Source organism: Deinococcus deserti VCD115 (assembly GCF_000020685.1).
Classification (GTDB): Bacteria; Deinococcota; Deinococci; order Deinococcales; family Deinococcaceae; genus Deinococcus; species Deinococcus deserti.
Window position 1 is genome coordinate 1910558 of the sequence record NC_012526.1, and the last position, 13178, is coordinate 1923735.

The following is a 13178-nucleotide window of genomic DNA, read 5'->3' on the forward strand; positions in this document are numbered from 1 at the left end:
GCTTGATATGAGGCAGCACCACCTGTATGGCGGGGTTACCATGACCTATGAACCCCGTGCAGGAATGGGATTGGAAGGGCGGCGCATGGCTGCTGGGGGCGTTGTTGCTGGCGGTAGTGATCTATCAGTCGTTCGAAGCGTATCTGGAGGAGTACCAAGTTCCGATCAGCGTCATCTCAACGATCCTTCTGGTGGTGTACATGGCCCATCGAACTTTCGTGCTGTGGAGGCAGGGGGACCACCGCATGGCACTGATAAGCGCAGGGATCATGGCTGTTGTGCTCATTCTGCGCGCTTTCTCCTTGCTTGTGATGTATCGCTATTGAAAATGGCCTGGGGCCCAGGCTGCCAACAAAGTGGTCTGACCTTTCGCCGTCATCAATAATTCACCGGTCCCTCCGCAGGAAGCCAGTTAGAGGCCGTTCGGAGTCGGAGCACGCGAGATGGCCCTCACTGCACATTCCCATCAGTGGCCTGACACTGCGGGAGAGAGCAAAGGGCAGAAAAGAGGTGCGTTTGTACGCACGGTTCCGGAAAAGAACCAGGAAATCGCATCGGGTAGGTGTTCATTTTATTCAATGCGCTCAGGAGAATCCTGTTCAATGGGGTTGACATCTTCCCGAGCAGGCTCCTGTCATAAGAGCACTCCATGAAGCACAGGACAGAGGGTGGAGCCGCAGGGCTGAACCGTGACCCAGGCACGTTAAGCATGTACAATGAGCGTACAATCCTGTCGTTCTGACGGGTACCGGCGACCATACGCCGAACTGGAGGAGTCTGCTTACAGACTCCTCCTATTTCTTTAGTTTCAGGAGGCTTCTTTACCCCAATGAACATCCCTGCTCCAAGGTGCCGACGACCCCTGTCAGCCCCGGCACCCACCCCACCAGATTCTGCTTGCCGCCGCCACTCTCCGCGTCGACTCTGCTCCCGCCCGGCTGAGTGCGGTGCCAGGATCTCCCCTCACACTTACGCCTCTCTTTTCCGCTGGATGACTTATGACTGAACCTGCCCATCAGACTGCACCCGCCCACCAGACCCTGCCCGAGACCCTGGGCCTCCACATGAGTGACTCCACACTCATGGTGTTGGCCATTTCCCTGTTCGTCCTGACCTACGCCATGATCCTGCTCGAGAAGTACGTGCACCGCACGGTGGCCGCGCTTCTGGGAGCCTGTGCCGTGATGGTGGTTGGGCTGCTGACGCCAGATCAGGCCTGGGGCAGCATCGACTTCAACACCATTTTTCTGCTGTTCGGCATGATGAACATCGTTAATGTGCTGAGCCGCAGTGGATTTTTTGATCTTGTGGCCCGGCGCGCCATGGTCCTGACCCGGGGCGAACCGGTGCGCGTCCTGTGGATTTTCAGTCTGCTGACTGCCCTGTTCAGTGCATTTCTCGACAACGTCACGACGGTGCTGTTCATGGCTCCGGTGGTCGTTACGGTAGTGACCCGGCTGGGACTCAAACCGATTCCGTACCTTATTGCGGTCATTCTGGCCAGTAACACCGGGGGCACCGCCACACTGGTCGGAGACCCCCCCAACATCATCATCGGCTCGGTCGCTGGAAAAGGGTTCGGCGAATTCCTGGTCAATGTCGCTCCGTATGCCACGATTGCCACGTTCGTCGGAATCGCCATGATGCATCTGCTGATGAAGCTGCGCGGAGACTTGGCGACCACCGGGGCGAGTGCGCGTCTCCAGCAGATCCTGACGGACAACCAGCCGATCAAGACCGACCCGAAACTGATGAAGCAGGCCCTGGCAATCTTTGCGGTCACCCTCGTGCTGTTCATGGTGGGTCATCCCATTGGCCTGGAAGCTGGCCTTATTGCGCTGACGACCAGCACTTTCCTGCTGCTGATTGCTGACCTCTCCCCTGTAGAGCTGTTTGAAAAAGTGGAGTGGGCGACGCTGCTGTTCTTTATGGGCCTGTTTATTGTCGTGGGTGCCCTGGAACATGTCGGGGTCTTCGAACAGGTGGCCACCGCCCTGACCGGCGCCATCGGAGGGGACATCGGCCTGGGCATCCTGCTGGTAGGGTTTTCGAGCGCCATCATCAGCGGCTTCGTGGACAACATCCCCTTCACCATCAGCATGGCCAGCGTCCTGAAAGAACTTCAAACGACCATGGGCGCGCGTATGGACCCCTTGTGGTGGGCCCTGAGCCTGGGCGCATGCCTGGGCGGTAACCTGACGCTTATCGGTGCTTCTGCAAATATCGTCGTGTCCGACATTGCGGCCCGCGAAGGTCATCCGCTGGGCTTCGGGCAGTTCATGCGCTACGCCACACCTGTGGCCCTGCTGACTGTTGTCCTGGCGCTTGGCCTCTACTACCTCGTGTTCCAGCTGACAGGTTGAGGAGCAACTTCTGATGCGAATGCTTGATCTGGCGACTCTGCTGGTCTGCGTGACAGCTGCGCTTGCCTTTCTCAATGCCCGGGTCCTGAAACTTCCGGCCTCGATTGGGGTCACGGTCGGCGGTCTGGTGGTCAGCATGTTGGTCTTTGTGCTGGTTGCCCTGAATGTTCCCCTGGCTTTGGAAGCTGTCAGCGTGGTACGCGGCATCGAGTTCGACGACTTTGTCTTTGAAGGCGTGTTGTCCTTCCTGTTGTTTGCTGGAGCCCTGGGAGTCAACTCCCACGCCCTGTGGAGCCTGAGGGGCCCAGTGGTGTCCTTTGCACTGCTGTCCACCGCACTCTCAATCGGGCTGGTAGGAGTAACGATGTACGGCCTGCTGAACCTGTTCGGGCTGCAGATCCCACTGGTGTATTGTCTGCTGTTCGGTGCGCTGATCAGCCCTACCGATCCTGTCGCGGTCCTGGGAATGCTCAAGCAGGCCAAGGTTCCCAAGAGGATCGAGACGCTGGTGGCGGGCGAGAGCCTGTTCAACGATGGAGTCGGCGTGGTGGCCTTCGCCGTGCTGGCTGGGATCGCTGCAGCGACCGGCGGAGCGCACGGGCCTGACCTGAGCGCGAGCGGTGTGCTGGGGTTCTTCGCTCAGGAAGCCCTGGGCGGACTGGTGCTGGGCGCGGTTCTGGGAGTCCTGGGCTACGTGGCCCTGCGCTCGGTTCACGATTTTGTCGTGGAGGTACTGGTCACGCTTGGGCTGGTGCTCGCCTGCACGGCCGTGGCAGCGCACCTGCACGTTTCGGCCCCGCTGGCCGCCGTTGCCGCGGGCCTGCTGGTCGGCTCACTGACAGACCGTAGACCCACAGCCCTTTCCAGCCGTGAGAAGTTCGACAGCTTCTGGCATCTGACCGATGAGCTGCTGAATATCTTTCTGTTTACCCTGCTGGCTCTTGAAGTGGTTGTTGTGCGCTTCAGCACACAATCCCTGCTGCTCGGGCTGATCGCGATTCCACTGGTGTTGCTGATCCGCGCCATTAGCGTGCAGGTTCCCGTGATGCTCCTGGGCAAAAGACATGTGTTTTCCCCGTTTACCCGGCGGCTGATGATCTGGGGCGGCTTACGCGGGGCGATCAGCGTTGCCCTGGCCTTCACAGTGCCTGCTGGTCCGGCTCGTGAGCTTTTCCTGGTCATGACTTACGTCATCGTGGTGTTTTCCATCATCGTGCAGGGCCTGACGGTTGGCCAGCTCGCTCGCAAGGCGGGCAATGATGTGCTTCCTGAATCTGCCTGAGCTGCGAACAGCCATCGTCTGGTCTGAACCCAAGATTTGCGCCTTCAGGAAGCCGGCCGGCCTGTCTGCCCAAGCACTGGCAGATTTCATGACACAGTCTGCACTGATGGTCGTCAAGGAGGCGGAAGAGTAACATTCTGAGCATCCTCGCTATCGCCCACTTATGTACGAAACGCCCGGACCGACACCGGGCGTTTCTGTTGTGCTGGTAGTCGCTCTGCAGGAGTTCGAGCTCTCGACAGAGTTGCCTCAGCCATGCTTTCCAGACGTAACAATTAGCGGCCCGTTTCGTGGCTGCTGTTCTGGACGAGGTTTTCACCACTTCGCCTCCCAGCCAACGCGGAATTCGGCGACATGCCTGAACTGGCAACAGGCGACGGAACTGCTGAACCAATTCACCCTTGCGACTGGTCATCTGTACCCAAGCGTATAGAGGGGGCTGACGAGACTCGGAAAACGAAAAAGGCGCTGCGCCGATGTATACCGACTGCAACGCCCTTTTCTATCTGGCGGAACGGGAGAGATTCGAACTCTCGATAGAGTTGCCCCTATACACGCTTTCCAGGCGTGCTCCTTCAACCACTCGGACACCGTTCCAGCGGCAGCCAATCTAGCGGAGACGCGCCCGAAATGCAAATGAAGCCACGTCTCTGTTGCGTGGCCAGTATGGAGATACAGGCGCATACAATGTCGTTGTGATCTTTCTCGTGGTGCTGGCTGTGGCCGCCTCTTACCTCATCGGTTCTATTCCAGCGGCGGCCTGGGTCGCGCGTACGCGTGGAGTAGATATCCGCACTGTAGGGAGCGGCAACAGCGGCGCGACCAACGTCCTGCGCTCGCTGGGCAAGGGTCCGGCGCTGGCTGTGGCCGTGTTCGACATCCTGAAAGGAGCCCTGGCGGTATGGCTGGGGCGTGCACTGGGCCTGGACCCCATGGGAGCAGCCCTCTGTGGAGTGGCGGCCGTCATCGGGCACAACTTCAGTCCCTTTCTGCGCTTTCGTGGAGGCAAAGGTGTGGCCACCAGTTTCGGCACCATTGCCGCCATTGATCCGGTGGTGGGCGCCGGGGCGTTTGTGGTGGGCCTGGGCTGCATGTGGCTGACCCGCTTTGTCAGCGCCGGAAGCATTCTGGGCGCCGTCACGGCTGGTGTTCTGGCCATCTCACTGAACCGCCCGCTGTGGCTGATGGCCGTCATGGTAGGGCTCGCCGCGCTGCTGATCTGGCAGCACCGGGACAACGTGGGACGGCTGCGCGCCGGCACCGAGCGGCGTCTGGGCGAGAAAACCTGAGCAGTACCCTCGCTGGAGCAGCGGGCACCTCCGGTGGAGAGCAGGCGCGCTATGATGTGGGTGTTCCACAATCAAAGCGCATTGACCTTCACGGTGGGGAGTTCACGGATGCCTGTCAGAATCAGAATTTACGGCAAGGAAGCCGAGTTCTCGCAGGGGTGCTGGTCCTGCGACGATGACTCGCTGCTGGCCCTGCTTGAAGCACTTGCCGACCCACGCGCCCGCACCGAACAGGAAGAGCGGGAACATGCCACCTATGCCGCCGGACGCCTGGGCGGCCTGATCGCCACGCCCTACGGTTGGGAGGCGGCCCCTATGCCGGCCCCCGAAATCACCCTGGGAGACGTGATGCCTGCGCCTGCCCCGCGCGACGGCGGGCGCTCAGGCGGCGGGTTGCTGGGGCTGCTGCGCCGGCGCAGGTGAGAAAGCCCTCTAGATCGCTGGCTTGACCCCCTGCCCGGCAGCCTCTACCCTTCAGAGCATGAGCGCTTTGGTGGAGACCATTACCCCCTAAGGGTGGCCCGCCTTGTGCAGCGCCGCCCCGCAGGACATGCGCGGGCGGTTTTCGTTTGGGAGGTTTGGAAGATGCGCGTAGCGATTGTTGGAGCCACCGGGGCGGTTGGGCACGAGCTGATGCAGGTGCTGGAGCGCTCGACCCTCAGGTTTGACGAGTTGTTGCTGTATGCGTCGCCGCGCAGCGCTGGAACCCGGCTGACCTTTCGTGGCCAGGAGCTGACGGTGCAGGTGACCCCCGAAGGGCCCATCGACGCCGACGTGATTCTGGCCTCGGCAGGAGGCAGTGTCAGCAAGGCGCTGGCCCATCAGTGGATCAAGGGCGGGGGGGTCGTGATCGACAACAGCAGCGCCTTCCGCTATGACCAGGATGTGCCGCTGGTGGTCCCTGAAGTCAACGGGGAAGCGGCCCTGAAGCACCAGGGCATCATCGCCAACCCCAACTGCACCACAGCCATCGCGGTGGTGGCAGTCGCGCCGATTCACCGTAAGTACGGCGTACGGCGCATGATCGTCAGCACCTATCAGGCCACCAGTGGCGCCGGCCAGAAAGGCATGGACGAACTGGTCGAGCAGACCCGGCACGTACTGGACGGCCAGGAAGCGACCCATGAGGTCTTCGCGCATCCCATCCCCTTTAACGTCATCCCTCACATCGACAGCTTCCAGGACAACGGATACACCAAGGAAGAAATGAAGGTCGTGTGGGAAACGCACAAGATTCTGGGTGACGACTCGGTGCGGGTAAGCTGCACCGCCGTACGCATCCCGACGCTGCGCACGCACAGCGAGGCGATTACGCTGGAGCTCGAGCGCCCGGCGACTCCGGAGCAGATCCGCGAACTGCTGGCCGCGTCGGCCGGTGTGGAAGTCCGTGACGACCCGTCTGGCAAGCTTTATCCCATGCCCCTGACCGCCAGTGGCAAGTATGACGTGGAGGTCGGGCGCATCCGCGAGTCCCTGGTGTTCGACGGCGGCATCGACCTGTTCGTGGCTGGTGACCAGCTCCTCAAGGGTGCGGCTCTGAATGCCGTCCAGATCGCCGAATACCTGCAGGAACACGGGGCGCTCAAAGAGCGGCAGCGAATCTGAGGCCCTGCCTCCCGCCCTTTCATAAGGCTCCCTACGGGGAGCTTTTTTGCTGGGCTTATAAACTGCATGGTATGCGCCGGCCCGGTCCTTCTGCTGCCCGTCCCGCCTCTGCCCGCCGCGCCGGCTCACCGGTGGCAGCCACGATTCTGACGGCCATCCTGACGGCCGGTCTGTGGACTCAGGAAGTGGTGGACACCTTTGCCTTTGGCGGTCAGCTGGACGCCTTCGGTATTCAGCCCCGGGACCCGGACAGTCTGGCCCACGTGTTCAGCGCACCGTTTCTGCATGCCGGATTTGCCCATCTGATGGCCAATACGGTTCCGCTGGCGGTCCTGACCTTTATGAGCGCAGTACGAGGGATAGGCCGCTTTCTGGTCGCCACTCTTCTGATCGTCCTGGTGGGTGGCGGGCTGGTCTGGTTGTTCGGCCGGGGCAACAGCATTCACCTGGGCGCCAGCGCACTTGTGTTCGGGTACCTCGCCTACCTGCTGGGTGTGGGCTGGTGGGAACGGACCCCCGCAGCACTGGGCATGGCGGCTGTAGCCTTCCTCCTGTATGGCGGGGCCCTGTGGGGCGTGCTGCCGGGCAACCCGGTGATTTCATGGGAAGCGCACCTGTTCGGGTTCGTGGCCGGGCTGCTGGCCGCAGCCCTCCTGCACCGCCGACGTCCAGTGCTGCCAGGCACTTCCTGGCAGCGTTGAAATCCATGACGTTGCCCCGTGCAAGGCAGGTCAGTCCTGCCCCAGTGGTCTACCCTTTTGAAATAGCTGGTTTGCCCGAGACCTCCAGCCCAGATCAGGGCAGCAGATGCAGGGCCGTCTCGGGCGTCAAGGTCGAGAATTCCACTCCATTACGCCCGCGGTTCTTACGGGCATACATGGCCTCGTCAGCACGGGCCACGATCTCTTCGGGGGTTTCGCCAGGCCGGACATGGGCCACCCCAAAGCAGGCAGTGACCCCTTTCTGCGGACCAAAGGTCTGGTTGCGCAACTCAGCACGCAGGGTCCTGAGCAGCTCATAGACCTCCTCTTTGGGCAGCGACGGGAGAATAATCAGAAATTCCTCGCCGCCCCAGCGGGCGAAGAAAGCAGAATCAGGCAGAAGCTGCCTGGCACAGCGCGTCACGTTGACAAGCACCAGATCACCGGTGGCATGTCCGTGCTCATCGTTGACGCGCTTGAAGTGATCGATGTCAAAGAGAATGACGGTGTACCGCTCCCCCGCACGGTGCAGGGTCTGCAGTCGCTCCTCGGCGGCGCGGCGGTTGGCCGCTCCCGTCAGGGCGTCATGGGACGCCACGACCTGCATGGCATTCAGGCGATCACGCAGGGTCCCGAAGCGGCTTTGCATGCTGGTCAGCACAACCCCGGCCAGCAGGAACTGAATGATGCCCCCTAGCAGTTCCCGGCCGCGCAGCAGCTCCGGGCTGAGCAGAAGATGGCTCAGCGTAATGGCAATGGTCAGGCCCAGGAGGGCACGCACGAAATACTTGGCCAAACGCGTGGGAAAGATCAGGAAGGCGGCGACATACAGCACCGCAAACCAGTAGGTGCTCTGGCTGAGCACCCCGTATTGCGGTGCAAATACCCGGAACTGATGGTTGTATGCCAGCAGCAGGTAGGAGGCGTTGGCCAGGAAGCTGAGGACAAGTGCCCGGCGGGGATCGACGCGCCCGGTCAGCACCAGCGGCAGCAGGACCAGATACAGCAGCCCGGTCAGCGGCAGCATCACGCGGTCAAGTGGGTCGTAGTCGGGAGCCTGGACCCACAGGGCGCCCGGGATCGCTACCAGCGCGGCCACTGCCATCACGACGAACATGCGCCGCAGCAACGTGATTTCTTCCTGCTGCTCGTTATGCGTCAGATACTGGGCCAGGGCGCCGCGTATCAGGCGAAAGGGGGTGAGGCTCAGTGGCAGTTTCCAGACAATATATTTCAGATCCATCACCCAGCCCCGGGTACTGACCAGGACCACGACTTCGCTAGAGGCAACACCCGCTGCTCATCCCGTCTCAGGAGTGACTGGCTCACTCAGGCCGAATATCATGTGTTTCTCACCCTACCACTTGACTCAGCCCCGGAAAACCCTTTATGCGGTGGAGTCCATCGGGGAAGAGGTGCAACGGAATCAGTAATCCAGCGCCCAGGCACGATTCCTGAGGCAGCTTTTTCCTGCTGCCCAAATGGCTAAGGGCAGCACACAGCAATGCAGCACTCTTCTGGACCCTTCCGGTCAGAACCAGAGCATCTGCAAGCAGGTGTGGGCTTGGGTCAGCCGTGCCCTCATGCCCGCCCTCCGCCGCTCGGTGCACACCGCCACTTCCTCTCTGCAGCGCATGGAGATTCCTGAGATCCGGAACAATCAGGAGGACACAGGCAGACCGTACCCCCCCGGTGCCTGTCTCCTCACCGTGGCATGAGTCTCACAGAATCACCGGGCCACCTGGAGTGTCCAGCATGGCTCCCAGTTCCGGTTGAGGTGCCTCATAGACCTCTACCGGGCCGGAGAAGTGCAGGCCGTCCAAACGGGCACGCAAACCATCGGGGTCGGGAGTGCCCAGGCGAAGCACTGCGAGTCGTACGCCCTGGTCTGTCAGGCGGGTGGGGGGTGGCGGGGTGTGCCAGGTAATCAGGGACGGTTCGACTCCGCCCTGCGGCAACTGGCCATCGGCCGGCACGGTCAGGGTCCAGCGGTTCTCGCCGCGGCTGAGGTTCAGGGCTTCCTGATCCGGGGGCAGGCTATCCACCTGCGCAACCCAGTGGATCAGGGCGGGCCCAGCTTCCAGGTGGGAACGCATGGCGGGGTCATCCAGGGCAAACCAGCGGGCACGGCGCGGCGCAGGGGCAGCCAGATTGATAGCGATTACTTCCAGATACTCATCGGGACCCAACGACAGCAGGGCGTTGTGGGTACCAAAGGTTTCATGCTCGCCGCCCAGTTGCAGCGGCACGCCCAGCCGGCCTTCCAGCCAGGCGCGGCCTTCAGCCAGGCTTCGCGCGGCAACCACCAGATGGTCCAGCCGTGCCCGGCTGGGGCCAACCACTTGCCCGGTCACGCGCCCCTCGGACGGCTTTGGGCGGCGAGATCGCCCAGAACGATAGCGGCAGCCTTCTCGCCACTTTCCAGGGCGCCCTGCAGGCTGCTCATGGACGTCACCTCGGAGGCCAGCAGTACCCCTGACAACCGGGTGGCGTGTCCGGGAAGGGTAGCGGCAAATTCCGGTGGTTGCGGAAACTGCGCGTACCCGATGCGCTCGATGTGAAGCAGACGCAGCGTTCCCACGTTCGAGTTTCCATACCACCCTGCCAGTTCTGCCCGGACCTGGAGGTCCAGCGTGGCGTCGTCCAGGTCGGGCTCGCCCAGCACACTGACGGTCAGGAGGTGCTGTCCTGCCGGGGCACGCCCCGGCACGGCCTGGGAGATCCACTGGGCATTGTTGATCAGGCCGCCGGACACAGCATTGAGCAGCAGCCTCGTTTCGGAGTCGATGGCCTGGGCCGTGGCGTAGTACAGGTAGGTGCTGCCCACCCGGCCACGTGCGGTGGGCTCACCGGTCAGCTCCTGGGCCGCAAAAGGATCAGTCGCCACGATGACCTGCCGGGCATCCAGGTCGCCGGCACTGGTTTCAGCTGTGACATGCGCGCCGTGCGGCGCCAGCCGTCTGACCCGAACACCGGTATCTATCTCCAGCCCAGCGGCAAGCTGCTCGGCAATGGCGCCCATGCCGGCGCGGGGGACAGCGGCTCCCCCGTCGATCAGCATGCGGAAGTAGTAACGAAACAGCCGCGCCGAGGTACTCAGGTCGCGCCCCAGAAAAATGCCACCAAAAAATGGCCGGAAAAAAGTGTCCAGCGAAATGTCGCTGAAACCCTGACGTTTCAGGTAGGCCTCGGTGGTTTCGTCGGGTCCGCGCAACAGGGCGTGAGGAGCTGGGCTGCGCAGTTGCAGGGCCAGTCGGGCAAGCCGCAGCTTGTCACCCAGAGGAATGACGCGGGTGGTCAGCGTCCCGGGCAGACCGGCCGGGTCGCGCAGGGGATCACCCAGCACGTCTACCCGGGTGCCGCGCCGGATAGCAGCCCCCGAAGGCAGAGGGACCAGGTCCAGAGCCGCCAGGTCCAGCTGCCGCTGCACGGCCGGGTAGGCTGGAAACAACACCTGATACCCGGCGTCCAGCGTGAAGCCGTCCACCACCCGCGTCGTCACGCGCCCGCCAGGGTGTGGCGCGGCTTCCACCACACGCACCCGCTGACCGGCACGCCTGAGCACCCGCGCAGCACTGAGCCCCGCCAGCCCCCCTCCAACCACCAGAACATCCAGCATGGCTGCAGGCTAGTGGACGAGCGGCCCTGCAAGGCACCGGGCTCAGGACGTCAACCCTTCATGGACCGCAGCCGGGGCTATGCCGTGACCACAAGGTGGAACGCCAGTTGTTTCACCTACACGAGGAAAACCGAGAAGGGCAGGTTCCGGACGTGAGGCCTGTTCTACGGCGCGTCCAGGGACATCAGCGAGCAACACGCCATTCAAACAATTCAGTCGGTGGCGCCGCTCTGCTGCCCTCCGGCCCGGCCTGCGGGAATACGGCCCTTCAGGGGCTCCTCCGGAAGGAACAGCACGGCCACGAACGAAATAAACACCATCAGCGCCGCGATCAGAAACACATGGTCAATCGCACCGACCATCACGCTGCGCAGGGCGTGCACGATAGGTGCCATCAGTTCGCCCTGGCCCAGCTGGGTCAGCCCGGCCTGCAGGCGGCTGGTGGCCTCCGGGCTGGTCAGCATGTTGGGGTTGGTCAGGGCTTCCTGCAGCGGGGCTGGCAGCGCGCGCGCCTCGGCAGGCAACTGGGCGTCGAGGTTGGCCGCCAATTGACGGTTGACCAGCGCACCAAAGAGGCTGACGGCCAGGGTCCCGCCGATCTGCCGGAAAAACTGGTTTCCGCCGGTGGCGCTGCCCAGCTGTTCCCGAGGCGCGGCGTTCTGGACCGCCAGGGTGAGCTGGCTGTTGACGGGTCCCAGACCCAGGCCCAGCAGCACCATGATGCCTACCGCAATCCACAGCGGGGTCGTTATCCCCAGACCGTTGGCCAGCAGCAGAGCCAGGGTGGCCAGCAGCGCGCCCCAGATGATCAGGGCCTTGTAACGGCCGGTGCGGCTGACCAGCTGTCCCGCCAGGGTACTGGTCAGGATCATGCCGCCCATCAGTGGGGCCAGCGCCAGGCCGCTGCTTGCCGCGCTGCTGCCCCGCACCCCCTGCATGTACAGCGGGAGGTACAGGATGGCAGCAAACATGCCGGCACTGACAAAAAATCCGGCCAGGGCAGCAACGGCGATCCCCCGGTCGTGCAACAGCCGCAGGTCAAGCAGCGGCCGCTCCTGCCGCAGGCTGTGACGCGCATACCAGAAGCCCAGCACCAGCGTGGCTGCCAGGAGCCCCACGATGCGAGGGCTGGTCCAGGCATACGGAGCGCCGCCCCAGGACATCGCCAGCGTCAGGGTGGTGACGGACCCGGCCAGCAACGCCGCCCCGAGACGATCGAAATGACCGCCCCCGGTGGGCGCTGGCAGTCGGAAATAGCGCCAGATGAACCACAGGGCCAGCAGCGCAAAAGGCAGGTTCACGAAAAACACGCTGCGCCAGCCCAGGTGGTCCGTCAGGAATCCACCCGCCAGCGGTCCCACCACGCTGCTGATTCCCCACACCACGCCCGTGTAGCCCTGGTAGCGCCCGCGCTCGACCGGAGTAAACAGGTCGGCGATGGCGGTAAAGCTCATGGCCATCAGCATCCCGCCACCGATGCCCTGCACGGCGCGCAGGGCAATCAGCCCTTCCATGCTCTGCACGAATCCCAGGGCCACGCTGCTCAGCGAGAACACCAGAATGCCGGCCAGGATCAGCGGGCGCCGTCCGTAGCGGTCACTCACCGTACCGACAATGGGGATGGTGATGGTGGTGGTCAGCGAGTAGGCCGTAAACGCCCAGGCATACAGGTCAAAGCCTCCCAGATCGGCAATGACTCTGGGCATGGCGCTGCCCACCACTGTCATGTTCAGGCTGCTCAGGAACAGCACCGTCAGGATGCCGGCAAAGGCCATCAGTTTCTGCCGCTCAGCAGGCGGGACAGGTACCTTCATGCCCGGGCCTCCGCCTCGGGGCGTGCCAGGGCCGCGTCGAGCACCGCCAGGGCTTCCAGGGCCGCATGCACGGTCGGCGCGGGCAGGTGTCCGAACTGGGCTTCCACGATGTCCTGTGCTGTGGCGCGGGTGCGCGCGCGGGTCCGGGCGCCGGCTTCAGTCAGTTGCAGGCGTTGCCGCCGCAGGTCACCAGGGTCATTGATGCGCTGCACAAGCCCCGAGGCCACCAGCTTGGTCACGATGCGCGTGACTGTCGGGGCCGGCAGGCTGTGACGCGACGCCACGGCACCCGGCGTGTCAAAGCCGTCCATGACGGCCGCCAGCACCAGCAGCTCCTTGGTGTTCAGGCCCAGGGCCTGTTCCAGCGGTTCATCGAGCGTCTGCCGGAACCGCCGGGACAGACGCAGCACCGTGCGGACCAGCGTGTACAGCTCGTCGGTCTCGGCTGAAGAAGACGGCTCAGGACTATTCATTCCAAGTGGAATTATTCCATATGGAAAGACAT

Annotated in this window: 12 protein-coding genes and 1 tRNA gene; 7 read left to right on the top strand and 6 right to left on the bottom strand. The window is 63.1% G+C overall.

All coding sequences use genetic code 11. The annotated features are described in order from the left end of the window. Positions 1-47 precede the first annotated feature (47 nt). The 3 genes from DEIDE_RS09060 (at position 48) to DEIDE_RS09070 (ending at position 3645) form a co-directional block, all read left to right on the top strand. On the top strand, positions 48-326 hold the full coding sequence (locus DEIDE_RS09060; protein WP_012693656.1) for a hypothetical protein: 279 nt from the start codon (positions 48-50) through the stop codon (positions 324-326). Between the two features lie 672 nt (positions 327-998). Beyond that, positions 999-2363 (top strand): ArsB/NhaD family transporter, encoded by a 1365-nt coding sequence (locus DEIDE_RS09065; RefSeq protein ID WP_162485434.1) that lies wholly within the window; start codon positions 999-1001, stop codon positions 2361-2363. 13 nt (positions 2364-2376) lie between these two features. Continuing rightward, entirely contained in the window at positions 2377-3645 is a 1269-nt protein-coding gene (locus tag DEIDE_RS09070) for a cation:proton antiporter (RefSeq protein ID WP_012693658.1), read from the top strand. 507 nt (positions 3646-4152) lie between these two features. Here DEIDE_RS09070 and DEIDE_RS09075 read toward each other — a convergent pair. Further along, positions 4153-4242, bottom strand: a tRNA-Ser gene (locus DEIDE_RS09075). 98 nt (positions 4243-4340) lie between these two features. On the opposite strand from DEIDE_RS09075, the gene plsY reads away from it, so the two are divergent. The 4 genes from plsY (at position 4341) to DEIDE_RS09095 (ending at position 7240) form a co-directional block, all read left to right on the top strand. After that, on the top strand, positions 4341-4934 hold the full coding sequence (gene plsY, locus DEIDE_RS09080; RefSeq protein ID WP_041227197.1) for a glycerol-3-phosphate 1-O-acyltransferase PlsY: 594 nt from the start codon (positions 4341-4343) through the stop codon (positions 4932-4934). A 108-nt stretch (positions 4935-5042) separates the two neighbouring features. Further along, positions 5043-5357 (top strand): hypothetical protein, encoded by a 315-nt coding sequence (locus DEIDE_RS09085; RefSeq protein ID WP_012693660.1) that lies wholly within the window; start codon positions 5043-5045, stop codon positions 5355-5357. A gap of 162 nt (positions 5358-5519) precedes the next feature. Then, positions 5520-6539 (top strand): aspartate-semialdehyde dehydrogenase, encoded by a 1020-nt coding sequence (locus DEIDE_RS09090; protein WP_012693661.1) that lies wholly within the window; start codon positions 5520-5522, stop codon positions 6537-6539. Between the two features lie 71 nt (positions 6540-6610). Continuing rightward, positions 6611-7240: a rhomboid family intramembrane serine protease gene (locus DEIDE_RS09095; protein ID WP_012693662.1), complete on the top strand. Its 630-nt coding sequence runs from the start codon at positions 6611-6613 to the stop codon at positions 7238-7240. A 94-nt stretch (positions 7241-7334) separates the two neighbouring features. On the opposite strand, the gene DEIDE_RS09100 is transcribed toward DEIDE_RS09095, so the two are convergent. From DEIDE_RS09100 to DEIDE_RS09125, 5 genes are all read right to left on the bottom strand, one after another. After that, positions 7335-8483, bottom strand: a complete 1149-nt coding sequence (locus tag DEIDE_RS09100) for a GGDEF domain-containing protein (protein WP_012693663.1) — start codon at positions 8481-8483, stop codon at positions 7335-7337. A gap of 478 nt (positions 8484-8961) precedes the next feature. Continuing rightward, positions 8962-9594, bottom strand: a complete 633-nt coding sequence (locus tag DEIDE_RS09110; protein WP_012693664.1) for a VOC family protein — start codon at positions 9592-9594, stop codon at positions 8962-8964. Beyond that, the gene (locus tag DEIDE_RS09115) at positions 9591-10859 is read right to left on the bottom strand and encodes an NAD(P)/FAD-dependent oxidoreductase (RefSeq protein WP_012693665.1); all 1269 of its coding nucleotides are present in this window, start codon (positions 10857-10859) and stop codon (positions 9591-9593) included. The genes DEIDE_RS09110 and DEIDE_RS09115 overlap by 4 nt, the downstream gene beginning before the upstream one ends. Positions 10860-11071: 212 nt before the next feature. Beyond that, on the bottom strand, positions 11072-12673 hold the full coding sequence (locus DEIDE_RS09120) for an MDR family MFS transporter (RefSeq protein ID WP_012693666.1): 1602 nt from the start codon (positions 12671-12673) through the stop codon (positions 11072-11074). Continuing rightward, positions 12670-13146 (bottom strand): MarR family winged helix-turn-helix transcriptional regulator, encoded by a 477-nt coding sequence (locus DEIDE_RS09125; RefSeq protein WP_012693667.1) that lies wholly within the window; start codon positions 13144-13146, stop codon positions 12670-12672. The genes DEIDE_RS09120 and DEIDE_RS09125 overlap by 4 nt, the downstream gene beginning before the upstream one ends. Between the last annotated feature and the right edge of the window lie 32 nt (positions 13147-13178).